This is a genomic window from Halodesulfurarchaeum sp. (assembly GCF_036626455.1).
In the GTDB taxonomy this organism is placed as follows: Archaea; Halobacteriota; Halobacteria; order Halobacteriales; family Halobacteriaceae; genus Halodesulfurarchaeum.
Genome location: NZ_JAZKRK010000002.1, coordinates 91,353 through 115,246, shown reverse-complemented (window position 1 = coordinate 115,246; position 23,894 = coordinate 91,353). Strand labels below are relative to the sequence as shown.

The following is a 23,894-nucleotide window of genomic DNA, read 5'->3' as shown; positions in this document are numbered from 1 at the left end:
TCGGCTCCCGTGGACCCGGACCGCGGGACAAAATATTCGGTATGACGGTTCGATCCACGGGATCGCAAATATCGGTAGGATGGTCCTGTTGCCGGTATGGGGAGCGTGTCGGTGGAATATCCACTTCATACCTATACCCCTTCCAATCAAATCTATTGACTGAACACAGGGTCGCAGAACGGTACCCGCGACAATTCGAATCATCGGGCGACAACGCACGGTCCGCTAAAACAAAATGAAACTGACACGACGATCGTTACTTGCCGGAATTGGTGGTGGGACACTGGTTATCGGCGGGCTTCGCTTCCAACAGACTTCCCCAGCGTTTACGCAGTACACCTATGCGGCTTTCACGGAGGACACGGACGATGCGATTCTTCGTGTCGCGTGGTACGAATCGAGAAACGGAACGTTCCGCGAAAATCAGGCTGGATCGACGGATTCCTACGACGCCACCATGGATCCGGAGACGGAACCGCTCTATCTCGAGGAGGCCACCTATCGGACGGACGTGGCGGGCCCAGTATTGCGACTCGGCAACATTTTGCCGGGTGATTCAGGGACGCTCGTCGTCGGACTCGAAGCCGTCTCCGAGGAGACCCCGAGTCCAGTATCGATCTGGTTGTCTGGAGTAGTTACCGCCGAGGCCGAAAACGGTCGTAACGAGCCCGAGCGGAAGGCAGGGGACACGACCGATGCTGTGGGCGAGTTGGCAACGGAAGCCACGGTCGAAGTGTGGACGGATACCTCACCGCTGGGTTCCTGTGACGGCCTTCGAACACTGGACGAGACGTTGCGAGCACCTGTCGTCCCACGCGCACCGTTCGGTGACGCGTTCGCTGAGGATTCGATCGTCGCGAACGAAGGCGTGCCGGTTTTCGATGACTGTCTCGATCCCGGAACGCTCAGGTGTGTGGCTCTGGCGTGGGAACTCCCGAAGACTGCGTCAGATCGCATTCAGGGCGATTCCTTCACTTTCGACTTCGCGTTCGCCGCGGGTCCATGTGAGGGAGATAGCCCCTTCCTCGATGGAGGGTCAGCATGAACGTGAACCGCAGGCAGGTGCTCGCCGCTATCGCCGGGATCGGTTCGATCGGGGCAGTCGCCGGCTCTGGGACAGGAGCGGTGTTCCAGTCTCGGAGCGGTTTCGATGTCGCCCTTCAGTCCGGTATCCTCGACCTCGCCGTGAGCTACGACATCGTTTCGGGACCAGGCGCGGACGATCCAGAAACGAACCACGGAACCGTCAACGGCCCCCGGCTGGACATTCCGATCGGGTCACTGGACGAATCAAACCCGGCGGGACGGACGGACGTCACGTTCTCGCTTCCCGAATCCGCCCAACCGAACAACCCTGCCGCGCTGTGGTTGGCCACGGACTGCCCCATTCCCGCCTCGACCGCCCTCGCTGAGGCAGTAACACTCCGGCTTTCGACTGTTGATTGTGACACCGGCGAAACGCACGCGTCGATCATCTCGGGCTCCCTCCGCTCGGTCGCGGAGGCCATGCAAACGGGCGTCCGGATCGACGGGGATCCGACGACTGCTCCCGTCGAGTGTCTCACCGATCAGGTCTGTGTCAGCTTCGAGTACGAACTGACGGGATACGTCGGAACCGAAACGGTCGAACTCCCGCTGTGGTTCGGGGCCGTGCAATGTCGCAATGATCTGGCGACGAACCCGTTCGGGGATCGCGAGCCCCAGCCCTGTCCGCCCGGCGAGGACTGTCCCTGCTGTCGGACCCTCGGCAAACTCGAACTGGAGGCGGGCACCCCAGGAATGGACGAGAGCTTCATCGAACCCGGAACATACGCGTTCACGGAGGGTGACACGTCCTACGGGCTCGAAATCTACGCGATCGAAACGAAAGACGGTGGGACGGAAACGACCGGAGTCGCCTTTCGGCTGGTGAACCTCGAGTTCCCTGACGGTCTCGTCCCGAGTCTCTGCACGGTAGCGGTCAAAGGCGGGCGCGGATTCGTCCAATACGACGGCGACGAATCCACAGCCGCCGACACGGCAGGGCTCCCGACGACCAGTCCCGATGGGATCGTTTCTGCCCCGACTGGCAAAGCGATCAGTCACATTACCGTCTGTGTGTGCACGACGGAATCCCCCGAGGACTGTGATGGCTGTGGTGATCCGTCTCTTCCGGGACTCGAATCGGTCGGTGCATTGCTCGATCCAAGGGAGGGGGGCCGATGAACGTGCCGAGCCGGTGGCGCTCGATCGGCGCCGTCGTGGCGACCGTCCTCCTGCTGGCCGTGATTGCGCCCTTTGCCGCCTATGCGGTCCCACAGGCCATCGGCGCGGACGAGAGTTATGTCGTCCTGTCCGGAAGCATGGAGCCGACGCTCAGTCCGGGTGACGTCGTGGTCGTCGATGGATCGACCGCCATCGAACAGGGAGACATCGTCACATACGCGTCCGGCCCCGACGCGATTCCCACCACCCATCGGGTGGTCTCGGTCATGGGGGAGGGCTTCGAAACGAAGGGTGATGCCAACGAAAACGCCGATCACGGTATTGTGCCACACAGTTCGGTACTCGGGGAAGTGACGATAATCCTCCCGCTGATCGGACACGTCATCCTCTGGGCGAACACCCCACTGGGGTTCGTTTCCCTAATCGTGCTTCCGGTGACGGCGTTAGTGTTACTCGAACTTCGGTCGTGGAGTAATTCGCCCGGCAAGGGATCGACCGTGACCGATACGGCAGCGATCAGTGGTTCATCCACAGCCACCAAGGACACATTCGAGTTCGATGGTCCCGTGCCGGCTGATTCGGCGTCCGCAATCGAGTTAGAAACCGACGACGATGCGGAATTGTCGTCCGAAGTGACGATCGATCTCCTCGATCTCAAGCTGACCGTGATCGCCATGATGGCTTTGTTCGGGTACGCGGGATGGAACATGCTCCGGGAGATCGCCGCCGTTTCAGCCCCACACCCAGTAACAATCGGGGTCCTGACAGCCGGGCTCCTCGGATTAGGTCTGTCAGGTTGGATAACCTTCGCTACCTGGCGAACGAATCGAGGCGAAGCCACTGCACCTCCTACGGCGGGGCCGACGAGAACAGACGGGAGTGGTTCGTCGGAGGGTACCGATGACTAAGCTCGGTCTCGTTAGTTTCGTCGTTCTGCTGGTGCTTACCGCATCGATTGGTGCCGGCGTACACACGTCCACGTCGGCTCTCTGGGACGAGGAATCAGCAACCATGACCTTCGAGGCGGTGGGCAGTTCGGTGAGCGTCGAGCCGCTTTCGGCTCCCTCGAGTAATCATTCACGACGGGGTTTCGATCCGGCACCTGCGATGGGATTAGTGGGGCTCAACGAGACCGTGACGAACGAGACAGTTCTGAATGAAAGCCAATCAAACGAGTCAGCGACCTACGACTCCATCGGTGCGGGAGGAATCCCAGCCGTTAGTCCTCCGACTAACGGTTCTGAGCCGGAATCGATTTCGGACCCGCCCAATGGCTCAGTATCGATCCCTGCAAACGGGACCCCAGATAATCCACCTGCTGTGGTGAACCCAGGAAATGGGACAATCCCACTCAATGGAACGGACACGATTGGTGGCTCGACCCCGGGGAGTGAGCAGACAAACGACAATCTCACTGCTCCGTCGAACCGAACCACCACTGGTGGTGCCCAGAACTCGAGTTCGCCGATTCCAACCGGTGACTTGCCCGGGTCCGCTCCGCAGAACGAAAGCATAGCGGTGGGCTCAGAGGCGAGTGGCCCTTCCAACGACTCTGCGATGGAAGCACCGGTGACCACCACGCCCGAACCGATTGAGTCCGAGACTGGTGGTTAAGCCCCCGAATCCGCCGATGGAGAGCCAGGACCGGCCATAGATGACGGCGATCAATCCGTCCCTGTTTCGACGGAAAACTCCTCTCACTCCCCGTCCGAGTCGAATGAGGACTACCAGATCACCGTTTCACCGGACGGAGACGGTGATATGGCTCTGTCTTCCGGGTCAAACGAAACGGCAACCGAATCCGCGTCTGGCTCGGAGGAAGCGTTGACGACTGGTGATTCGCCATCTGCAGACAGTGTGCCCACGACTGACTCGGACGAGTCGCCGACGAGTGATGCGACGGACTCCTCCCCGTCCGAAACGTCGGGCGAAGACCCGATGGACGAAACCGTCATTGACGAAGAAACCGGCTCAACCGACGTTGCGGACCCTGTCACCGAGAGTGAGTCTACCCCAGCCACCGAAGCCGAAGAATCCGACAGCAATGACGAGGACCAAACAACCTCCGAGAGCGAAGACGAAACCACAACCGATGACGTGGACGAATCGACCGAGTCCTCTGAGCCGGATTCAACCGAGGATAGTGACCGTATCGATGTCGAATAATCTGGGACCTCCTCACCGTCGATCTCGAAATCGTGTCGGTGAACGGCCAGTCCGTTGATGGCGTCGTCATGACCGAGTACGACCTTCGTGGGGAAACCCCGATCGAATTGGGAGTAGCAGGTCTATCGGATACTGAAATCGAGCCGAGCATCCGGTATAAAGGTCATACCTTTTCCCCGGATATGGACAGTTTCACCATTCAGTGTGAGCAGATCTCATTCGATCACCTCCCGCGGGTGGAAGACGGTGAAACGGAGACACTCGAACTCGTGACCCGAACTGGGGACGACGAATTCCACGTCTACGATAGTGTCGAAATCGAGTATCGGCAGGCCACGCCCGAGGCCGAGGAGTCCGAGGACTCTGGAGGTGGCGGCTCCATCCTCGGCGGGATCGCGGATTTCTTCGGTGGTGGGGACAGTGAAGAGTCGGCGAGTGAGGAGAGTGCCGGGGACAATACGGAGACCACGACCGAGGGCCAGACCCCGACTGACAGCGCGGCGCCCACCCCGGGTTCCGAGACAGAGGACGGTTCTCCCGACCAACAGACGACAAAAGCGACTGAATCGGATGACGGTGGATTCATTTCGTTCTTCAAGAAAATGCTGGGATTGTAGCGCAACCAACTCGGGGCCCCGGAAGGTCCGGGTGTAAGGAATGAACCCCCCTCAGCCTCCACGAGGCTGAAAGATATTCCACTACACGAGGCCGGACAAACGGAGATCCAGGTGCGGAATATTTACGACGACTCCATTGGCTGCTGACCGGTCCGACTGATGAATATACAGAGCAAGGAGAACACGAGCACGACGTGATCGTGTGGCGGGCAGATTCGGGATAGCAATCGCGTGGAGCGCGGCCTGTAGGTTTGTTCATCGTGCGTGACGACGATGAATACAGATGTGAACGGTGCGGTGAATATCCGCAGAAGCATACCTCGGAGTCCTCCAACAGGGGATATGAGTAACGGCTGTTTGGCACACGCCGAAGCCTTCCTGTTCGACTGCGAGAGCGGGTCGTTCAACACGAGAGAGCAGGGAGTCTGTAATCCCTCATATACCAACGCTGAGCAAACCGGAGGTTTGCAACGTACGCAAATCTTCGATTTGCTTGAGTTGAGATTCCTCCGGCTCTAGCCGGACGAGGATGTCAAGCTCCGCCAGGGATTCGAACGTCACTCACAGCAAAGCTGTTCGTGCGCTCAAATACTTTCTGTCGCAGTCGTTCCTCACTTCGTTCGTCGCAGAATGCTCGCGGTTCCACCGCTCGCGTAATCGAGACACTCGTTACGCTCGTGTCTCGCATGCTCCGTCAGGGATTTGAACCCTGGTCCTCGGCTCGAAAGGCCAAGATGATTGGCCGGACTACACCAACGGAGCGCATCCAATTGTATCCCGGTTTTGCGTATAAAACCGTCGAATCGGGTCCCTCAATGTGTTTGTCCCACAACCCAGGCAACCGGTTTTCGGTTCGAAAACCCTTTGTGACGGTTCCATTCTGGGTTCTGCCGTACTGACTTTGCTATGTATCTCGCTGAACCGATTCACTGGGCAGAGATATGGTGATCATGCAGGCGGAGGAGAATCGCAGCCGCGGGCCAGACTCGATCACCGCTTGAAAATACATCCCGATCAGGGTGAGAAAGAGCGCAAGCCGAGTCCAATTACCACGGCCAGGGATGGCTTGCGTACCGACCGGGTGGCCGCCAATTCAATCCTTTGTCGGTAATTCGTCTGAGTTCTTTGGAACCAAATCGGATATTCTCCCCCTTTGCAGTCAGCAGTTTGAACTCGAGGCGACGATCTAGTTCGACTTCTTAATCGGGACTGCTGAGAGCAGCAAGTCGGTGAGTGGAGGTAATCGGCAGTCGTGGCAACTCCCATCGAAAGGGAAGTGTAGTAAGGTCTTTGTGCTGAGCAGTGCCAGACGAAGTATGGGAGCGCCATACGATCGGGGCCTCATCGAGGACTTCGGGAGATTTCGGTATTTTTCGGCCGGAATGTGGGCCTGGGTTCTCCACAAAGTCACCGGCTGGGTACTCATTGGCTACCTCTTTGCACATATCGCCGTTCTCAGCACGGCCATTCCGGCGGCCTCTGACCCCGAAGCGATCGCGGCTGGGACTGATCTTTACACCCGGACCATCCAAGGGCTCGAAGGCATTTTTCTGGTCCGGGTTCTTGAGGTCGGACTCCTGGCCGCGGCAGTTTTTCATATGACCAACGGCATTCGGTTGCTCTTGGTTGATTTGGGTATCGGACTCGAACGGGAAGCCGAGGGATTCTACGTGTCTGTGGCCGTCACGGCTGTTATTACCGTGCTTAGCATTCCAGTCTTCTTGCCACCGGAGGTCGTGCCGTGGTGATGACAGACCGACGGAGCCGGTTCGAATCAGGTTCGATCGCCTGGTTCCTGCAGCGAGTAACCGCGGTCGTCTTGCTCTTTACCTTGGGCTTTCACTTTCTCTGGCTCCACTTCGTGAACCACGCTGCCGAAGTCACACTGTGGGGCTCGGCGCTCCGAATGGACCGCTTCGTGTATTTCATCATGATTGTGGTCTTCCTTGTGACCGCCGCGTACCACGGACTCAATGGTATTTACAACGCGTTGCTCAACCATGGGCTCTCGGGCCGCAGGCGAACGGTTGTATTCTGGCTGCTTACGATCGCTGGCACTGTCCTCGTCATTCAGGGCATCCGGATCGCCGTCGCGATGGCCGGGGTGATAAGTTAATGAGCGATTCCGACGCCGACCGGACGATTCGACCCGAGACGAGTGGGCTCAACTCGGAAGACCCAGAAGAGCCGGAATCGGATGTCACGGAATCGACTGGTGAGACAGTAACGCTGCGGATCTTCAGGTACGATCCCGAGGTCGAGTCAAAGCAGGACGCCGGTTTCGATACCTTTCGAATTCCAACGCACGAGGGGATGACGATTCTCGATGCGCTCATCGAGGCCCGGGACGAACAGGATCCCTCGCTCACATTCAGACATTCCTGCCGACAGGGTGTCTGTGGCTCGGATGCACTGTTCATCAACGGGTCCCAGCGCTTGGGGTGTAAGACCCAGGTCTCGGAGCTGAAAGAACCGATACAGATCGAACCACTCCCTCACCACCCAGTCGTCAAGGACCTGGTCGTGGACATGGACTCGTTTTATGAGCGAATGCGAGCCGTCGAGCCGTACTTCGACCCGGATGACCCGCCGCCCGACGAGTTGACCGAACGGTATCAGAGCCGTGAGAACCGGGAAGACGTCAAGTTGAGCACCCGCTGTATCTGGTGCGGTGCCTGCACCTCCTCCTGCACCATCGCGAGCAATGAAGACGTGTACCTAGGGCCGGCAGCGATCAACAAGGGCTATCGTTTCTACGCTGACGAACGTGAAGGTGAGGATCGGGCCGAAGAGCGACTGGAAATCTTGCAAGAACACGACGGCGTCTGGCGGTGTCAGACACAATTTTCCTGTACGAACGTCTGTCCCCAGGACATCCCGCTGACCGAGCACATTCAACAAATCAAACGGGACGCTACGAAGGCGGACTTGCGGTTCTGGTGATGGCAATGTATGAACACGACGTACTTGTGATCGGTGGTGGTGGAGCGGGATTACGGGCGGCAGTCGCCGCCCACGAAGCAGGCGCTGACGTCGCTATTGTTTCGAAAGTGCACCCGGTCCGAAGTCACACTGGTGCCGCGGAAGGGGGCGTGAACGCGGCTTTGCACGAGGACGACCCTTGGGAGGACCACGCCTATGACACGATGAAGGGGTCCGACTTTCTGGCTGATGCCCCGGCTGTGGACATCTTCGCCCGAGAGATCAGGGAGGAGGTCATCCAACTTGAACATTGGGGGATGCCCTTCTCTCGCGACGACGATGGAACCGTCTCCCAGCGCCCCTTCGGTGGCCTGTCTTTCCCACGGACGGCATACGCTGGTGCGGAGACAGGCCACCATATGCTCCACGCGATGTACCAGCAGGTCGTAAAGCGGGGCATCGATATCTACGAGGAGTGGTACGTGACACGGCTCGCGGTTACCGACCACGACGAGGTGGCCGACCGGCAGTGTCACGGATTCGCAGCCTTCGACATCGCGACCGGGGAGGTTGCGGGATTTCGGGCTCGAGACGGGGTCGTGCTCGCGACCGGCGGCGCCGGGCAGGTTTTCAAGCATACGACGAACGCGATCGCAAATACCGGCGACGGGGCGGCGATGGCCTATCGGGCGGGTGTCCCGCTAGAAGACATGGAAATGATCCAGTTCCACCCGACCACTCTTCCATCCACGGGCGTGCTCATTACGGAGGGGGTGCGGGGGGAAGGGGGCCGGTTGTTCAACAGCGATGGCGAGCGGTTCATGTTCGAGCGGGGCTATGCGGTCGAGGACGGGGAGCTCGCTTCCCGAGACGTCGTCTCGCGTGCTGAACTCACGGAAGTCGCCGAAGGACGAGGCGTGGACGACGATCACGTCTATCTGGACATGCGTCATCTCGGCGAAGAGAGAATCATGGACCGTCTCGAGAACATCGTTCACCTCGCCCAGGATTTCGAGGGCGTGGACCCGCTTGAGGAACCGATGCCGGTGAAACCGGGTGCCCACTACACAATGGGTGGGATCGAGATCAACGAATGGGGAGAGACGGTGATAGATGGGCTCTACGCGGCCGGCGAGTGCGGCTGCGTGAGCATGCACGGGGCGAACCGTTTGGGTGGCAACTCGCTGGCCGAACTGCTGGTGTTCGGGGCTCGGGCCGGTCGTGCTGCGGCGGGCGAGGATGTCGGTACACCAGAGATACAGGTCGGTCCAGACCCGGATGCCGAGCGTGAGGACCCCGACTGGCCGATCGAACCGGGGGAGATCAGTGGGGGGCCCCCGGATGTTACGCCCAATGACGCACTCGTCGATCCCGTACCAGTGATCAACTCAGCAGTGGAAGCCGAGACCGAGCGTATCGACTCGCTCCTCGTGACTGAGGACGGCGTGAGCCAGGCCGCGATCCGGTCGCGGGTCCAGGACGCGATGGGTGAGCACCTCAATGTCTTCCGTGAGAAATCGGGGATCGAAACTGCATTGAAAGAGATCGGAGCGGCCAAGCGGGAGCTCCCGAATCTCCACGTGACCGATACGTCACGGACGTTCAACACGGAACTCCAGCACGCGTTGGAGACGCGGAACCTGATAGATCTGGCAGAAGCTATCGCATTCGGAGCCCTGGCCCGTGAAGAGTCTAGGGGCGCTCACTGGCGCAAGGCCCATCAGGAACGTAAAGACGAGGAGTGGCGCAAGCACACGATGCTCTCTTGGAACGACGGTGACCCTGAGATGTGGTATCGGCCGAATATTCTCGAAAGTGAAATCCAGGAGTACGATCCGACCGAACGGAGCTACTGACAAGGGCCAGGTGGCGGATTCGACGGAAACCGTCCGCCTGGTCGCCCCCTCGGTTGATCCAGCCACCAGACTGGTGAGTCCGTCGGCCGTCGTCTCACTCCCGGCCCGACTCCGGTCTCGCTGGTGACCATATATTGAAATGGTCAGGCAATCTGATGTCCTTCATGTCGGTGGGAACGCGACACCCTAACCAAGTACCTTGACCCATGTACGAACACGACGTTCTTGTTGTCGGCGGTGGCGGTGCAGGCCTTCGGGCTGCGATCGCGGCTCACGAGTCCGGTGCGGATGTGGCTATCGTCTCGAAACTTCATCCGGTCCGGAGTCACACTGGTGCTGCAGAGGGTGGGATTAACGCCGCACTTCGTGAGGGCGACTCCTGGGAAGACCACGCCAAGGACACGATGAAGGGTGCGGATTATCTGGCCGACGCCCCTGCCGTCGAGACCTTCGCACGAACGAGCCCGAAGGAGGTCATGCAACTCGAACACTGGGGCATGCCGTTCTCAAGAGAGGAGGATGGAACTGTCGCCCAGCGTCCCTTCGGCGGCCTCTCGTTCCCTCGAACGACCTATGCCGGAGCGGAGACGGGTCATCATCTGTTGCATACGCTCTACGAACAGGTCATAAAACGCGGCATCGAGGTCTACGAGGAGTTTTTCGTTACCCGACTTGCCGTGACCGACGAACCAGACCCCCGTGACCGGACCTGTACTGGTGTCACGGCGATTGATATTCGGAGCGGGCGAGTCGAGGGATTTCAAGCCAGTGGCGGTGTCATCCTTGCGACGGGTGGGCTTGGACAGGTCTACGATCACACGACGAACGCAGTCGCGAACACAGGGGACGGGATGGCGATGGCCTACCGGGTGGGTGTCCCGCTGGAAGACATGGAGATGATCCAGTTCCACCCGACGACACTCCCCTCGACCGGCGTCCTCATCACGGAAGGAGTCCGAGGTGAAGGGGGCCGATTGTTCAACAGCGAGGGAGAGCGGTTCATGTTCGAGCGGGGCTACGCCCCGGAGGAAGGCGAACTCGCATCGCGAGACGTCGTTTCTCGGGCTGAACTCACAGAAATTCAGGAGGGCCGCGGGTTCGACGACGAACATGTCAAACTCGACATGCGCCATCTCGGGGAGGAGCGGATCATGGATCGCCTCGAAAACATCGTTGGGCTGGCAGAGCACTTCGAGGGTGTCGATCCACTTGAAGACCCGATGCCAGTCAAACCGGGTCAGCACTACGCAATGGGTGGGATCGAAACCAACGAGTATGGGGCAACCTGCATCGATGGACTCTATGCGGCGGGTGAAACGGCCTGTGTCAGCCTCCATGGTGCGAACCGGCTGGGCGGGAACGCCCTCCCCGAACTGTTCGTGTTCGGAGCCTTAGCTGGTCGTCACGCTGCTGGCGAGGAACTCGGTTCCCCGACGATCGATGTCGGCCCCGATGCAGAGCGAACTTCGCGGGACACCTGGCCAACGGACCTGGGCACGGAGGCGACGGAAACCGACGTAATCGAGGGGGGAGCCGAACTCGAACCGGCGGGTGTACTCGAATGGGCCGTTAGTGCCGAACAGGAACGTGTCGAAGGACTTCTGGAACGCGAGACCGACGTCGGACATGTATCGGTCAGAAAACAGGTCCAGGAAACGATGACCGACTATGTAAACGTCTTCCGGGAAGGCGACAAACTCGAAGCAGCCTTGACCGACATTCAGGAGGCTCGGGTGACCTACCAGGACGTTTCAGTCACAGATCCGTCCCGGACGTACAATACTGATCTCCAACACACGATCGAAACGCGGAACATCATTGATCTGGCCGAAGCGATTACGATGGGGGCACTTGCGCGCCCAGAATCGAGAGGCGCTCACTGGCGGGCCGAACACCAGGAACGGCGAGACGAGGAGTGGCTCAAACACACCGTGGTGAACTGGCGGGATGGAGACCCGGAACTGTGGTACCAACCGGTGCTTCTCGACGGTGAGACTGTGGCCTATGAACCGGAGGAACGTTCGTACTGATTACCGTACCCTCACATTAGAGAGCAGATCGGTGATCAACTCGCTTCCTTCGACGAGCACAAATCCGGGATAGATCCCAAGAATCCCCAAGACACCGCTAGATTTTGTGCCGGTGGGATCTGTGCTTCGAGCGCCGCGAAGACGCTGCCAGTGAGCACGCCGGTGACCAAGGCAAAGATCGGAATAGCGATGTTCATGTCCCGACACTGGCCGCCGGAAACACTGATCGTCTCTTCCGGTCCGGTCTCACATCCCGCGGATCGTTTCCATATGATCGATCCGTGATTCGACCAATTCGTCGGTGCCGATGTCGTGCCGGATGTGGAATCCCTCGCCAACGTCCACGAGTGCAGCTTCGGCTCGGGACTCGGCTTTGACGATCGACTCACCACGGCCGAGGACGGCAAAGGACCGGGAAGTCGTCGTATAGAGCCCATCCTCCTGTTCGTCAACTGAGGCATAGTAGCGGTCCGTTTCCGTGGCTTCGTTGACCTCGACCGTGATTTTTGCACCCGCATCTGGGTCGACCGGATACCCTGACGGAACCGCGTATTTACAAACGGTAGCCTGGCCTGAGAACTCCAGGGCTGGAAGCGACGATCCATTTCGTGCGGCCGTCAACACGTCGAGGAAATCCGTTTCCAGAACCGGGAGCGTGTTCATGGCTTCGGGATCGCCGAATCGGACGTTGTACTCGATGACTTTTGGCCCCTCGCTTGTCAGCATGAACTGGCCGTAAAGCACCCCTCGGTAGTCCCCCAGCGCCTCGACAGTTTCCTCGAGGATCTCGACTGCGGCCTCGTACTCCTCCCGTGTCATGAACGGCAGCACAGGTCCCGTGTCGCTGTACGAGCCCATGCCGCCCGTGTTGGGTCCCTCGTCGCCCTCGTAGGCACGTTTGTGATCTTGCACCGCGAGCGTCGGGCGAACGGTGTCATTCGCGACGAAGGCCTGAACGGTGAACTCCTCGCCGACCAACCGTTCTTCGATGACCCACTCCTTGTAGTCGCTCTCGCGGATGTAGACAGTCGCCTCCGTTTTCGAGAGTTGATCGCCGGTCACCCGAACCCCTTTGCCGCCTGTGAGACCCCGCGGTTTTACAGCGACATCCCCATCGACCGATTCGAGGTAGTCGATTGCCGGTTCAGGGTTGCCAAACGTCTCGAACGCCGGTCTGGCGTCGATTCCCTGCTCGGCCATGAACTCCCGCTGATAGGCCTTGTCGGTTTCGAGGCGGGCCATCTCGGCCGGCGGGCCAAACGCGTAGACCCCGGCATCCTCGAGCGCGTCGACCACACCGGCCGCAAGCGACGCTTCGGGCCCGATCATTGCGACTGTCGCGTCAACCTCCGTCGCAAAGTCCACGATCGCGTCAGTGTCTGTTTCCGAACCGAGATGCACGGTCTCGGCCAGGCTGTCGATTCCCGGGTTGCGGTTGCTACTGAACCCGTATACCGTCGTGTCGGCAAGCGCCCGGGCGATCGCGTGTTCCCGGCCGCCCCCGCCCACCAGCAAGACTCGTTCTTTCATAGTGGTCTCTGGAACCCATACTTGTGTAAGTTTTACCGTGTGTCACAGATGGACTATCCACGAATGTGAGTACCGCATGCCGTGGTGGCACTTCTGAGATCGGAGAAAGACAGGAAGAACGTCTCCCGGGTTCGCTCGGTGGAGATGTCAGGCCTGTTCGAACTCGGATTCGGTCACCCGGACCACGACCGTGTTCGATACGTCTGCCAAATCGTAGACAGGTATGGCGCCATCCCGGCGGGTCACGTACATCGGTTCGACCAACTGCCCGCCGTCCTCCCCGTAAACCTTGAGATACACGCCCGTTTCTGCAGGAAGGATGTTGCTGTTGCGGATGGCTGTTGCGAGGTTTCGGGAGAGCCATTCAGTCGGACTCACCGACGGGTCTCGGAGCAACACTTCATCGGTAGTGCGGGCCAGATACCACGAGAGATCGTTCAACAGCGAGATCGCGGCCCCCAAACTCACCGTGTCGACCGCAATCGTGTTCTCGAAGGGCTCCGTGATATTGTAGGGGGCGAGTGCGGAGCGAGCCGTTTCGTAGGCAAGCAGTGCCTCACGAATGGACATTTCCTCGCCCCCTCGAAGGCAGACCTCGGTCATGTGCCGTTCGGCTCGAACTTGGGTTCGACCTGTAATATGTCTACCTCGGCAGCCGCCTCTCGTGCCCATTCTTCGAAGGCGGCCGGTTCAGCACCCTCGACCCGGTCGATTGGGGCTGCAGTCTCGGGATTGTCGGGCGCGATCCGATTGCAGCCTGTATCGACTGTCGCAGTCTCGTAGGTCCCGATCGAACGCGCTCTGGCGATGATCTCCTGTTTGTCAAACGCGAGGAGCGGTCGATGCACGGGCCAATCCGTGATGCGATCGGTCACGTGGAGGTTCGTTACTGTCTGGCTCGATTTCTGGCCGATCGATTCGCCAGTGACGATCCCTTCGGCCCCGGTTTTGGCTGCAATTTCGCCCGCGGCCCGGAGCATCAACCGACGGACCGAGAGCATTCTTGTGTCACCGATTCGGTTGCAGATCGATTCGAGGGTAGACCCGATATCTGCGACTCGAAGCTGCCAGTCCTGTCCTGGGGCGGAGGCAGCAATCGTCCTGACAGTATCGACGGCCCGGGCCCGATGGTCGGCGCCGCCATACTCACCCAGGTCGAAGTAAAGCGGAATGATCGGTGCGCCCCGCTTCATCGCGAGCCAGGCGGCGACCGGCGAATCAATACCACCGCTAATCAGTGCGACAAGCGGCTCTTGCGTTCCGATTGGAAGGCCACCGGGCCCATCGATCCGACCCCGGAAAACGAAGGCTTCGGTGTCCCGGACCTCTACTGCAAAGGTGTGGTCGGGATCATCGAGATCGACTTCCGGGTCGAACTGGTCCGCAACCGCTTCCCAGATGGCTTCCCCTCCGATTCGACCGACATCTTGGCTGGTGAACTCGTGGTCTCCGGCCCGTCTCGCGTCTACGGCGAAGGACCCTCTATCGTACGTTTTTTCAGCGACGTCGGCAAGTGTTTTCGAGATGGCGGCCATTTGTGGTTGGACCGAACGGGCCGGGCTGGCCGAGACGACGCCGAACACGTCTGCTGCAGCCCGGGCCGCGGAATGGGGGGCTGGCGTCCTGATGAACAACCGACCCCAGTGCTGCTCAACGGTCCCCTCGATCGATCGAGCCGATAGCATCGCGTCGAGGTTTTCAGCGAGGGTCTGCTCCATCCAGGATTGTACCCGGCTGGTTTTGACCCCGATGTCCCCGTGTCGGACGATGATCGCGTCCGCACCCGGCACCTTCATACTCCCACCTTGTCCCGGTGCCCTAAGCGCCCTTCGGGATCGGTTTAGAAAGTCGACAACTCGCCCTCGATGACGGCGGTCGTGACGGATCTGACGTCGTCGAGTTGGTCATCGACGATCGACCGAATCTTCGGTTCGACTGCCTGCAAGTCGGTTTCAGGGTCGGTGACGACGTGGACGTCCGCGACGTGGGGCTGGTCGATTGGACTCCCGATCTGGCTCAGGAGCCGGACTTTGAGGTCCCGGATTCCTTCGACGTCATCGACGACCGCCTCGGCGATCTTCGTCGAAAGCAGGTTGTAGATCTTCCCGATGTGATTGACCGGGTTTTTACCGCTCGTGGCTTCCATCGACATCGACCGGTTGGGTGTGATCAATCCGTTCGCCCGATTGCCACGACCAACTGACCCATCATCGCCCTGCTCGGCGCTGGTTCCCGTCGTGGTCAGGTAGATCGCCCCTTCGCTTGGTTCGTCGGCGGTATTGACGTGAACGCGAACGTCCCGATCAGTATACTCGGTGGCGAGATCACTGACGAAATTTCGGACGGCCTCGATCTCTTCGTTGTATGTCTCCATATCCGGCACATAGGAATCGACCATAGCCGCAGCAACGGTCAGGTCGATCGTCGAACCCTCGCGTTTTCCCATCACTTTGATGTCTTGGCCTAACGCGGGATGGTCGTCGTGGAACGCCTCGCGGAGGCGACGTTCGGTGTTGAAGACGATCCGTTCGGTTTCGGAGAGCGGTGCGTGGCCCACCCCAAAACTCGTATCGTTGGCCATCGGCACCGTTCCCCCCTCTTCGGAGAAGACCTCCTGTAGGTCACCCGACCCCTCCCCGAGCCGCACGTCGACCATCACGTCACTTTCGAGGTCGAGGTTGGGCAGGTTTTCTCTCAGATAGCTCCGCGCAGCTTCGAGTGCGACGGAATCAACCGGAATCGGCTGTCCGTCGTAGTATTTAGTTGCCCGACCGACGAGGAGAATATAGATCGGTTCCACCACTTCGCCCCCTCCGAAGGCTGGCGCGGCGTCGCCGGCGACCAGCTGTGTTTCATCAGTGTTGTAGTGGAGGACTCGCCCGAACCGGTCGACGTATTCTTGTGCCAGGGCCCGCGAAACGGCCTCGGAGATCCCGTCACAGATCGAGTCGGGATGGCCGATCCCCTTCCGCTCGACGATCTCGATCTCCTGGTCTTCGACCGCGCCCCGTTTGAGGGACTGCACGCGGATGTTCCGATCGGTCATTGCCGAGAATAGCCGATGCCCGCTCCTATAACTTGCGAAAAGTAATTCACCGTTTCTCATGTCCCAGACGCATCAAATGGTTCACTGTCCTGATTCCGGCGTCTTCAGGCGCGGGAGGGGGTCAATCGGCTGCGAGTAAATCCAAGTACGATGTCTGTAGTCGTTCAGCGTCGCCCAACTCCAAGTTTTCTAGTGTTTCCGTAACTCGGTCCTGGGCCCGCTCGATCGCATCTTCCGTGACAATGGCCTCGACTTCGACGAACTCCCCGAGACCAGCGACGCGATCGAGGGTAACCGTACAGTCCTCGAATGCGTACCGATCACGGGTTTTTTCGACGGTCGCCGCCGGCGAAAATCCGAGCGCGGTGAGGGCAGCCTGCATTTCGTCTCTCGAACCGACCTCCGTTTCGTGTTCCGTTCGGGTTTTGGTGGCCCCCTCGAGACGAGGGCCTTTGTGCGTGAGAACGGTCGTCGATCCGTCCGAATCTGTTTGTTCACGAAGTCTGAGTGCTTCGTCCCGCGCCGCAAAATCCCGGTGTGGGGCGTCGAAGTACACGTCGACTTGCTCAATTGTTCCGAGTGCTGTGGCCCCGGCCGCCTCGAGGTTCGAGCGAACAGGGTCATGGTCTGCGCGGACCTTCACCTCGACTTCGTACATGCGCGGAGACAGAGGGGCCAAAAGGAAAAGGTCCCGTTTCAAGTCCTGGAATGGTTAATCGCTGTTTTAGCCGACCAGTCCGAGTCGGCTGAGACCACCCATCACTCCAAAACCCGCCACGAGGACCATTGTCGCGATATAATAGACCGTGTGGACCCGATCGGGCTGGAACGCCGCCGGGAGGTGCTTGCGGACGATGTAGTAGTTCGCGAAGTAAAAGAAGACTTGCAGAATTGCCATCAGGGCTGCGGAGAACACCATGAGGGTGACTGGTAGTTGTCCGATGACGAGGATGGGAATGATACTCGCGGTGCCCATCAGGAGGATAAATCCGAGTCGCAGGCGGTCCGTGTCCATCTCCCGTTCGAGAACGAGTGGAAGCGTGTCGGCATTGACCCGCGCGGCCCCGTCAATGACCGTGACGACCGTCGAGAAGAGCGCGGCGAACGCCCCGGCGACAACGACGTAGAACGTCCACTCACCGAACCCTTCCTGCAAGATACTTCCGATGGCAATCGCCATGTTTGCATCCTGTGGCGGTTTCGGGAAGAGGACAGCAGTTGCGAGCAGAATCATGCTCACAATGAGAACGAAACTGAACACGAACGCGACCCGGAAGTCCCTCGTGCCGGTCCGCATCCAACTGGCGATGTACTCCTGGAAGCGTTCGTCAGTCGGGTCGTAATCTTGGCGTCGGAGGGCTCTGGCGCCTTCCTTCTTGGCCAGGCTCCAACTGCCGATCGTCACTGTCGTACTCAGGCCGGTTGGTGCGTAGCCAGCAAACGCAGCAAAGAGTCCCAGGAATACCGGCGAGGTCAAATCGGGCACGGTGAATGCGGTTTCCATCACCCGACTCGGTGCGGGTGGCGAGACGAATACGCCAAGGACGATGAGGCCGGCGAGGACGAACACGAAGATTTTCATCAGGTTCTCGATCCAGGAATACGTCGAGACCATCGTCAGCGCCACCGCAAACGCGATCAGGCCGATGTACAGTTGGATGGCGGTAATAGAGGGAATCAGTGCGGAGAGGAAGGTTGCGGCACTGAATCCCACCGAGGCGAGGATAACAGTCCAGCCCACCAGATAGACGAGCATTGTGAAGACCTGGCCCCAGTGATCGGGCCCCGGCAGATCTCCGTAGCCCTCGACTGGGTTCCTGCCAATTCCGTAGTTGTACCGGATGCCAAGTTCCCAGCCTCCGTACTTCGCGAGGAAGATGATCGCAACGACCCACACACCGAAGACCCCGTACAAACCGCCGAAGGTCGGAGCGAGGACGATGTGGCTCCCTCCGATCCCTAAAAGCGCCCACATGAGCGAAGGCCCGAGATGGTTTTTGATAAATCCGGCCCAGTCCTCGGCGGGATAGTTAAGATCCGGGGACTCTTCGGCTGTCCCCTCTGTCTCCGTGTCTACTGTTGCCATATGTACCCTTCCTTGTTCCGGGAGGGGAACTAAACGTTTGGATGGGAACGAAAACCGCCAGGGCCCATCTTTTGACAGCGAGGGAATCCCGACATTCACGGCGGGCGGAGGTGACAAGCGGACCGTGATTCTTAAGGGTCGAACGGAACTCCCTTGGGGTATGAGTGACGAACAGACGGCCGATTCGGCGGATGACACGGCAGAAGACGCCGGCACGGCGGGACTACAAGACGGCGATTTCGTCAAAGTGGCGTACACTGCACACACGGTAGAAAGTGGCGACCTCGTCGACACGACTGACGAATCAGTTGCCGAAGAGGAGGGTGTAGATACCGATGAGCAGGAGTTCGCCCCACGAACGATCGTTCTGGGTGAAGGGCATCTCTTCCCGGGTGTCGAGTCAGACATCGTTGGCAGCGAGGTCGGTGCTGAGGGAACCGTCGAAATTCCAGCAGGGGAAGCCTTCGGGGAATACGACGAAGAGGAAGTTCGGACCGTGAGCGCCGACAAGATCCCCGAAGATGACCGGTACCCCGGGGCCCATGTCGACCTCGACGGACAGCATGGTCACGTCGAGACCATCATTGGTGGACGCGCCCGGGTGGACTTCAACCATCCACTTGCTGGCGATGACGTTGAATACGAATACGAAATCCTCGACACCATTGACGACCGCGTCGAGAAAGCCAAAGGCTTGCTGGAGACCTACTTTGACGTGGATCTCGACATGCATATCGAGACCGACGAGGTCGAAGAGGAAGTCGAAGTCGATGGCGAGACGGAAGACGACGAATCCGAAACTGAGGTTCAGGCAGTCGACACGGAAACCCTCTACATCGAGAGCGCGCCGGAACTCCAGTTCGACCAGCAGTGGATGATGTCCAAACAGCAGATACTCGGTGACATCATCGAGAAGATCGATATTGACCGCGTCATCGTGCAGGAGATCATCGACGGAACGCCCGCGATGCCCGGTATGGGTGGCATGGGCGGCGGCCTCGGCGACGTCGAAGCGCAACTCGAAGATGCTGATGTGGACGCTGACGAGATCATGGAGGAACTCGACGTCGACGATCTCGACGAGGAATAAAGTCGAGTCCCGTTTTCGCGACCGATTAGGCGATATCCCGACTCGTATCGACCCGGACCCGTTCGCTGAGGTCGAGTTTTATCGTTTCGTCAGGGATCTGTCCGCCCCGGTACTTGCGCACAGTCAGCCGACTATCGACTTCATTCCCCTTGATTTCCACGTCGAGGTCGAGAACAATGTCGGCCATATGCTGGGTCGTCTCCCGGAGCGGCGGTGTGTTCGACCCCTCGAGGGCGTGGAGAAACGCGATCCCGCCAGTGTTGTGCATATGATTGCGGATCTCGTTGAGCAGCTGCTCGTATCGGGACCGACTGTTTCGCTCGAGCGGATCGACCGGATCGATGATGACGGTCATATCGTCGAAGGCTCTCCGGACGGCCCGACGGGTGGTGTCGATGGGGTCCTCCCCAGAGATAAGTTGGATCTCCGGTGACCCAGTCGGGGCGGTGGTCGACTCGATCGCGTCTGCCACTGCGTCCTCGGTTCTATCGCTCGTCAGATAGAGCGTCGATCTCGGTCGGGTCAACTCGTAGAGCAGTAACTCACCCTGGCTGGCTGCTGGGGCCTGAAACGCGACGACACTCCCGGCTGGAAAGCCGCCATCTAGTTCGCGGTCGAGAACCTCGACCCCGGTGGAGTGTTTCGTCGCCATTGGACTTATGGAGGGGCTCCCGCCCATTAAGCGTTCGCCCAGTTTTCGATGAAAGTGTCATACGTAGGTCGGACAATCTCGTGGGTGACCGGGTCCGGAGCCCGTGGGACTGGATATATGGGGCCGGTCCCAAGCGTTTCTTGGACCTCCTCGGAAACGTCTTGGGCCCGGCTCAGGAGAACGCCAGCGATGGTGGCGTCCACTGCGCGACTCATCCGAATCGATTTGACGGTATCTGTCACGGCGGCAGGGGTATCTCTGGTTACCACGACCACCTGGTCTGCGTGACGCAGGGGGGTCACTGCGCGTTCGGAAACCCCAGCTGCTCCGTCGAGCAAGACGGGCCGATCGGTTGTGACATTCCGGAGTGCGGCATCCAGATCGGTGCCAGGTGTCGCCCCAACGATGTCGATACCGGGAACTTGGACGGATTCGGTCGCGGCCTCAGTGAGCGAGCCACCTGTGGCGAGGGCCTCGAGCCCCGTGTCATCCACCCCTGCACGGATGTGGAGGTTGGGCATGTCGACATCGGCGTCGATGACGACCGGGTTTCGCCGCCGCTTCGAGAGGGCGGCGGCGAGTCCGAGTGCGGTTGTCGTCTTCCCCGTGCCGCCTTTCCCACCAGTCACTGCGAGCATGGCCCCAGTTGGGCTGCTGTTCACTCAAAAAGATTCGTCCGTCAGTCGGTCCGACAAACGAGGGTTTCAATATGCAGCCACGAGGGTACACACATAATGCGCCACGAGCATGTGATCTCCGCCAAACAGTTCACAAGGGCGGACATCGAGGCGGTGCTGGATCGAGCCGCCGATTTCGCCGCCAACCAACAGGATGTCGCTGATGCACACGAGGGAGCGCTTCTCGCCACGGCCTTCTTCGAACCGAGTACGCGGACAAAGATGAGTTTCGAGGCGGCGATCAAACGGCTCGGCGGAGACGTCATTGACATGGGGCCCGTCGAGTTCTCGAGTGTAAGCAAGGGTGAAACACTGGCGGACACCCTGCGAGTCATCGAGGGGTACGCGGACGCGATCGTGCTGCGCCATCCGATGGAAGGGTCGGCCACAATGGCGACCGAGTACGTAGATGTGCCCCTTCTGAACGCCGGAGATGGGGCCGGTCAACATCCCACGCAGACGCTCCTTGATCTGTTCACCATTCGTGAGGAAGTCGGCCTGGACGACCTGACGATTGGGATCATGGGCGATCTCAAATACGGCCGGACCGTTCACTCACTCGCACAGGCACTGACGAACTTCGATACGGCCCAACACTTCATCAGTCCCGAGAGTCTGCGACTCCCCCGCAGCGTTCGGTATGACCTCCACGACCAGGGCGCAAAGGTTCGGGAACACGAGGATTTCGAAGCTATTCTTTCCGAACTTGATGTCCTCTATGTCACCCGCATTCAGCGCGAACGCTTCCCGGACGAGGACGAGTATAAGGCTGTCTCCGGCCAGTACCAGTTAGACAAAGAGATGATTCTCGAACATAACGAGGATCTCACAGTGCTTCATCCACTTCCACGAGTGGACGAAGTTGCTCCGGGAATCGATTCGCTCCCGGGGGCGAAATACTTCGAACAGGCACACAACGGTGTCCCGGTCCGAATGGCCCTCCTTGATATGCTCCTATGACAGAGAAAGAAACCGAACTCCGCGTCAGCAAGATCGAGAACGGCACCGTCATCGACCATGTCACCGCCGGCGAAGCACTCCGCGTGCTCGTAATTCTTGGGATCGATGGCAGCGAGGGTCAACCGGTGAGCGTCGGAATGAACGTCCCGAGCGACCGACTCGGCCGCAAGGACGTGGTGAAAGTCGAGGGCATGGAACTGAGCCAGGAGGAAGTCGACGTTCTCTCGCTTTTGGCCCCGGACGCCACGATCAACATCATTCGAAACTACGAGGTCATCGAGAAATCACGAGTGGACCGTCCGGAGTCGGTTGTTGGGGTCCTGACCTGTCCGAACACGAACTGCATCACCAATGCAGGCGAGCCGGTGGAAACCTACTTCACAGTGACAGATGGCGGAGTGCAGTGTCGCTATTGTGAGACGATTATCCGCGAGGACATTACCGATCATATCGAACCCTAGGTTTTCACACTAGGCCCCGCGGTGCCGGTGGGTCTCTGTCCGTATTCGCGTCGCCCGAAAGTGTATATTCGATGCTGGTGTATTCATAGATATGGGACGTACAATCCTCAAAGTCGGCGTGGCCTTGATCCTCATTGCCCTGATCTGGCGACTCCTCATGGACGAAACGGAGGAGGAGAAGATCGACCGAATCGACTGATTTAGCTCCCCGAACCACGGGTTCGAGACCGGTTGACTTTAATGAGCCGGGGAAATAGCCCGTGATATGGCATTCGAGGAAGACGACAACGTACGTCTCACTGACGAGCACAGCGAATACGACGGCGAAGTCGGCACGGTCACACAGGTCGTGGAGACGATGTTCGGGGATGCGAACTACACAATTTCCTTCGAGGACGGCGAGGAAGCCGGCGTCCCGGAGGGGCACCTCGAACTGGTCGAAGAAGAAAACGCAGCGTAACTCGGATGGGCCGCCCCTTCCACTACGTCGATCTCCGAGCCTTTTGCTATGCAACGGAGGACGGAGACCGCGTGCGTGACGCATTGCGGACTGTCATCCCTGAGCAGGCCGCAATCGAATCCGCGGTCGGGGAGGGCCATCACGGTGATCGGATCGTCATTCTCAGCTCGCGGGTCGAACGCGCCGCGGATATCGGGACGATTTTCGACCGGCTGGAGCAGGCCATTGACGTCGATCGGATCAGGGCCGAACTCGACGACCGACTCGACGAAAACAACGCATTATACATCGGGTTGGACAAGCAAGCCGCCGCGCGCGGTGAACTCGCCTTCGGAGACGGCCTGACCCTGAGAGCCAAGGTCGAAGCCTATCCAGCCAAACGGGAGGCCGCTCTTGAAAACGCACGGGAGGCACTCGACTGACCGATGTACGAAACCGTCCATGTCCACGCGGACGGGCCGACGACTCCTGGCCGGTTCGGGGTGACCGTTTCTCTGGCGGGCTTTGACGGAATGGTCCTCAGAAACCGCCAGTCGAATATGGCGACTGTCGACGCAGAATCGCTTGCGAATCAGTACGGGATTGGCGTGGTGCGAGGCATCGAAATCACTGCTCGGGAGAAAGCCATCGCGAGCGGCGCCATCGGCAATCGGAGACCGGAGGCAGAAATTCTGCTCGTCCGGGGCCGTGATCCCGATCTGAACCGGTTCGTCGCCGAATCCCCCCGGGTTGACGTCCTCGCCGATCCGATGGGCGGAGATGGTGACGTGAACCACGTGATGGCCAACGCGGCTGCCGAGAACGAGGTGGCCTTCGAAGTCAACCTCGATGGCGTATTGCGTCAGTCTGGCGGCGACAGGGTTCAAACGATCGCCGATCTACGAAAACTCCGAGAATTGATCGAAGACGCGGGGGCCCCGTTCGTGGTCTCGGGGTCGCCACGGACACATTTGGAAGTGCGGGGTCCGCGCGAACTGATTGCAGTGGGGACGGAGATCGGATTCGATCTCGAACAGATCAAGGCGGGGTTGTCCGCGTGGCAGGCGATCGCCGAGCGGAATCGGGACCGCCTTGATCCCTCGAGTGTCAGACCAGGGGTCCGGCTGGTTGATGATTCCGACTCGGAGTAACGAACC

The 23,894-nt window shown here is 59.5% G+C and carries 25 protein-coding genes, 1 tRNA gene and 1 pseudogene; 18 read left to right on the top strand and 9 right to left on the bottom strand.

Annotated features, from left to right (window positions below; all coding sequences use genetic code 11):
* Positions 1 to 235: 235 nt before the first annotated feature.
* The 7 genes and pseudogenes from V5A26_RS01445 to V5A26_RS11395 form a co-directional block, all read left to right on the top strand.
* Positions 236 to 1,045, top strand: coding sequence for a hypothetical protein (locus V5A26_RS01445; protein ID WP_332321052.1), 810 nt, complete (start codon positions 236 to 238; stop codon positions 1,043 to 1,045).
* The gene (locus V5A26_RS01440) at positions 1,042 to 2,205 is read left to right on the top strand and encodes a hypothetical protein (protein ID WP_332321053.1); all 1,164 of its coding nucleotides are present in this window, start codon (positions 1,042 to 1,044) and stop codon (positions 2,203 to 2,205) included. The genes V5A26_RS01445 and V5A26_RS01440 overlap by 4 nt, the downstream gene beginning before the upstream one ends.
* A complete protein-coding gene (locus tag V5A26_RS01435) occupies positions 2,202 to 3,113 on the top strand; it encodes a signal peptidase I (RefSeq protein WP_332321054.1) in 912 nt (303 codons plus the stop codon). Before V5A26_RS01440 ends, V5A26_RS01435 begins: the two co-directional genes overlap by 4 nt.
* Positions 3,106 to 3,819: a hypothetical protein gene (locus V5A26_RS01430; RefSeq protein WP_332321055.1), complete on the top strand. Its 714-nt coding sequence runs from the start codon at positions 3,106 to 3,108 to the stop codon at positions 3,817 to 3,819. Before V5A26_RS01435 ends, V5A26_RS01430 begins: the two co-directional genes overlap by 8 nt.
* Before the next feature lie 147 nt (positions 3,820 to 3,966).
* Positions 3,967 to 4,371 carry a hypothetical protein gene (locus V5A26_RS01425; protein ID WP_332321056.1) on the top strand — a complete coding sequence of 135 codons (405 nt, stop codon included), beginning with the start codon at positions 3,967 to 3,969 and terminating at the stop codon, positions 4,369 to 4,371.
* Positions 4,372 to 4,439: 68 nt separating this feature from the next.
* Positions 4,440 to 4,988 carry a hypothetical protein gene (locus tag V5A26_RS01420; RefSeq protein ID WP_332322174.1) on the top strand — a complete coding sequence of 183 codons (549 nt, stop codon included), beginning with the start codon at positions 4,440 to 4,442 and terminating at the stop codon, positions 4,986 to 4,988.
* Between the two features lie 174 nt (positions 4,989 to 5,162).
* Positions 5,163 to 5,423 (top strand): annotated as a pseudogene (locus V5A26_RS11395) (zinc ribbon domain-containing protein); the annotation flags it as partial.
* A gap of 252 nt (positions 5,424 to 5,675) precedes the next feature.
* On the opposite strand, the gene V5A26_RS01415 reads toward V5A26_RS11395, so the two are convergent.
* Positions 5,676 to 5,750, bottom strand: a tRNA-Glu gene (locus V5A26_RS01415).
* Positions 5,751 to 6,304: 554 nt separating this feature from the next.
* Between V5A26_RS01415 and sdhC the strand changes: the two genes are divergently transcribed.
* The 5 genes from sdhC to V5A26_RS01390 all read left to right on the top strand — a co-directional run bounded on the left by sdhC (position 6,305) and on the right by V5A26_RS01390 (position 11,796).
* A complete protein-coding gene (sdhC, locus tag V5A26_RS01410) occupies positions 6,305 to 6,736 on the top strand; it encodes a succinate dehydrogenase, cytochrome b556 subunit (RefSeq protein ID WP_332320406.1) in 432 nt (143 codons plus the stop codon).
* Positions 6,736 to 7,104: a succinate dehydrogenase gene (locus V5A26_RS01405; RefSeq protein WP_332320407.1), complete on the top strand. Its 369-nt coding sequence runs from the start codon at positions 6,736 to 6,738 to the stop codon at positions 7,102 to 7,104. The genes sdhC and V5A26_RS01405 overlap by 1 nt, the downstream gene beginning before the upstream one ends.
* Positions 7,104 to 7,931 carry a succinate dehydrogenase/fumarate reductase iron-sulfur subunit gene (locus V5A26_RS01400; protein ID WP_332320408.1) on the top strand — a complete coding sequence of 276 codons (828 nt, stop codon included), beginning with the start codon at positions 7,104 to 7,106 and terminating at the stop codon, positions 7,929 to 7,931. Before V5A26_RS01405 ends, V5A26_RS01400 begins: the two co-directional genes overlap by 1 nt.
* Before the next feature lie 5 nt (positions 7,932 to 7,936).
* A complete protein-coding gene (locus V5A26_RS01395) occupies positions 7,937 to 9,766 on the top strand; it encodes an FAD-binding protein (RefSeq protein ID WP_332320527.1) in 1,830 nt (609 codons plus the stop codon).
* A gap of 206 nt (positions 9,767 to 9,972) precedes the next feature.
* Positions 9,973 to 11,796, top strand: a complete 1,824-nt coding sequence (locus V5A26_RS01390; protein ID WP_332320409.1) for an FAD-binding protein — start codon at positions 9,973 to 9,975, stop codon at positions 11,794 to 11,796.
* A gap of 246 nt (positions 11,797 to 12,042) precedes the next feature.
* Here V5A26_RS01390 and purD read toward each other — a convergent pair whose 3' ends face one another.
* The 6 genes from purD to V5A26_RS01360 form a co-directional block, all read right to left on the bottom strand.
* Entirely contained in the window at positions 12,043 to 13,326 is a 1,284-nt protein-coding gene (gene purD / locus V5A26_RS01385; protein ID WP_332320410.1) for a phosphoribosylamine--glycine ligase, read from the bottom strand.
* Positions 13,327 to 13,473: 147 nt separating this feature from the next.
* Positions 13,474 to 13,929 (bottom strand): DUF5804 family protein, encoded by a 456-nt coding sequence (locus tag V5A26_RS01380; protein ID WP_332320411.1) that lies wholly within the window; start codon positions 13,927 to 13,929, stop codon positions 13,474 to 13,476.
* The gene (locus V5A26_RS01375) at positions 13,926 to 15,122 is read right to left on the bottom strand and encodes a tRNA sulfurtransferase (protein ID WP_332322173.1); all 1,197 of its coding nucleotides are present in this window, start codon (positions 15,120 to 15,122) and stop codon (positions 13,926 to 13,928) included. The genes V5A26_RS01380 and V5A26_RS01375 overlap by 4 nt, the downstream gene beginning before the upstream one ends.
* Positions 15,123 to 15,166: 44 nt before the next feature.
* Complete coding sequence (locus V5A26_RS01370) at positions 15,167 to 16,372, bottom strand: methionine adenosyltransferase (RefSeq protein WP_332320413.1); 1,206 nt, start codon at positions 16,370 to 16,372, stop codon at positions 15,167 to 15,169.
* 121 nt (positions 16,373 to 16,493) lie between these two features.
* Positions 16,494 to 17,030 carry a class IV adenylate cyclase gene (gene cyaB / locus V5A26_RS01365; protein ID WP_332322172.1) on the bottom strand — a complete coding sequence of 179 codons (537 nt, stop codon included), beginning with the start codon at positions 17,028 to 17,030 and terminating at the stop codon, positions 16,494 to 16,496.
* Between the two features lie 66 nt (positions 17,031 to 17,096).
* Positions 17,097 to 18,458: an Nramp family divalent metal transporter gene (locus tag V5A26_RS01360; protein ID WP_332320415.1), complete on the bottom strand. Its 1,362-nt coding sequence runs from the start codon at positions 18,456 to 18,458 to the stop codon at positions 17,097 to 17,099.
* 160 nt (positions 18,459 to 18,618) lie between these two features.
* Between V5A26_RS01360 and V5A26_RS01355 the strand changes: the two genes are divergently transcribed.
* Complete coding sequence (locus V5A26_RS01355; RefSeq protein ID WP_332320416.1) at positions 18,619 to 19,548, top strand: FKBP-type peptidyl-prolyl cis-trans isomerase; 930 nt, start codon at positions 18,619 to 18,621, stop codon at positions 19,546 to 19,548.
* A gap of 25 nt (positions 19,549 to 19,573) precedes the next feature.
* Here the strand turns inward: V5A26_RS01355 and V5A26_RS01350 are convergent, their stop codons facing one another.
* Entirely contained in the window at positions 19,574 to 20,200 is a 627-nt protein-coding gene (locus V5A26_RS01350) for an RAD55 family ATPase (RefSeq protein ID WP_332320417.1), read from the bottom strand.
* A 26-nt stretch (positions 20,201 to 20,226) separates the two neighbouring features.
* Complete coding sequence (locus tag V5A26_RS01345; RefSeq protein WP_332320418.1) at positions 20,227 to 20,862, bottom strand: MinD/ParA family ATP-binding protein; 636 nt, start codon at positions 20,860 to 20,862, stop codon at positions 20,227 to 20,229.
* A 72-nt stretch (positions 20,863 to 20,934) separates the two neighbouring features.
* On the opposite strand from V5A26_RS01345, the gene pyrB reads away from it, so the two are divergent.
* The 5 genes from pyrB to V5A26_RS01320 all read left to right on the top strand — a co-directional run bounded on the left by pyrB (position 20,935) and on the right by V5A26_RS01320 (position 23,888).
* Positions 20,935 to 21,837 carry an aspartate carbamoyltransferase gene (gene pyrB, locus V5A26_RS01340; RefSeq protein WP_332320419.1) on the top strand — a complete coding sequence of 301 codons (903 nt, stop codon included), beginning with the start codon at positions 20,935 to 20,937 and terminating at the stop codon, positions 21,835 to 21,837.
* Positions 21,834 to 22,298, top strand: a complete 465-nt coding sequence (pyrI, locus tag V5A26_RS01335; protein ID WP_332320420.1) for an aspartate carbamoyltransferase regulatory subunit — start codon at positions 21,834 to 21,836, stop codon at positions 22,296 to 22,298. Before pyrB ends, pyrI begins: the two co-directional genes overlap by 4 nt.
* Positions 22,299 to 22,563: 265 nt before the next feature.
* Entirely contained in the window at positions 22,564 to 22,758 is a 195-nt protein-coding gene (locus tag V5A26_RS01330) for a DUF1918 domain-containing protein (protein ID WP_332320421.1), read from the top strand.
* Between the two features lie 5 nt (positions 22,759 to 22,763).
* On the top strand, positions 22,764 to 23,180 hold the full coding sequence (locus V5A26_RS01325; protein ID WP_332320422.1) for an RNA-binding protein: 417 nt from the start codon (positions 22,764 to 22,766) through the stop codon (positions 23,178 to 23,180).
* A 3-nt stretch (positions 23,181 to 23,183) separates the two neighbouring features.
* Complete coding sequence (locus tag V5A26_RS01320) at positions 23,184 to 23,888, top strand: RNase P subunit p30 family protein (protein ID WP_332322171.1); 705 nt, start codon at positions 23,184 to 23,186, stop codon at positions 23,886 to 23,888.
* Positions 23,889 to 23,894: the final 6 nt, after the last annotated feature.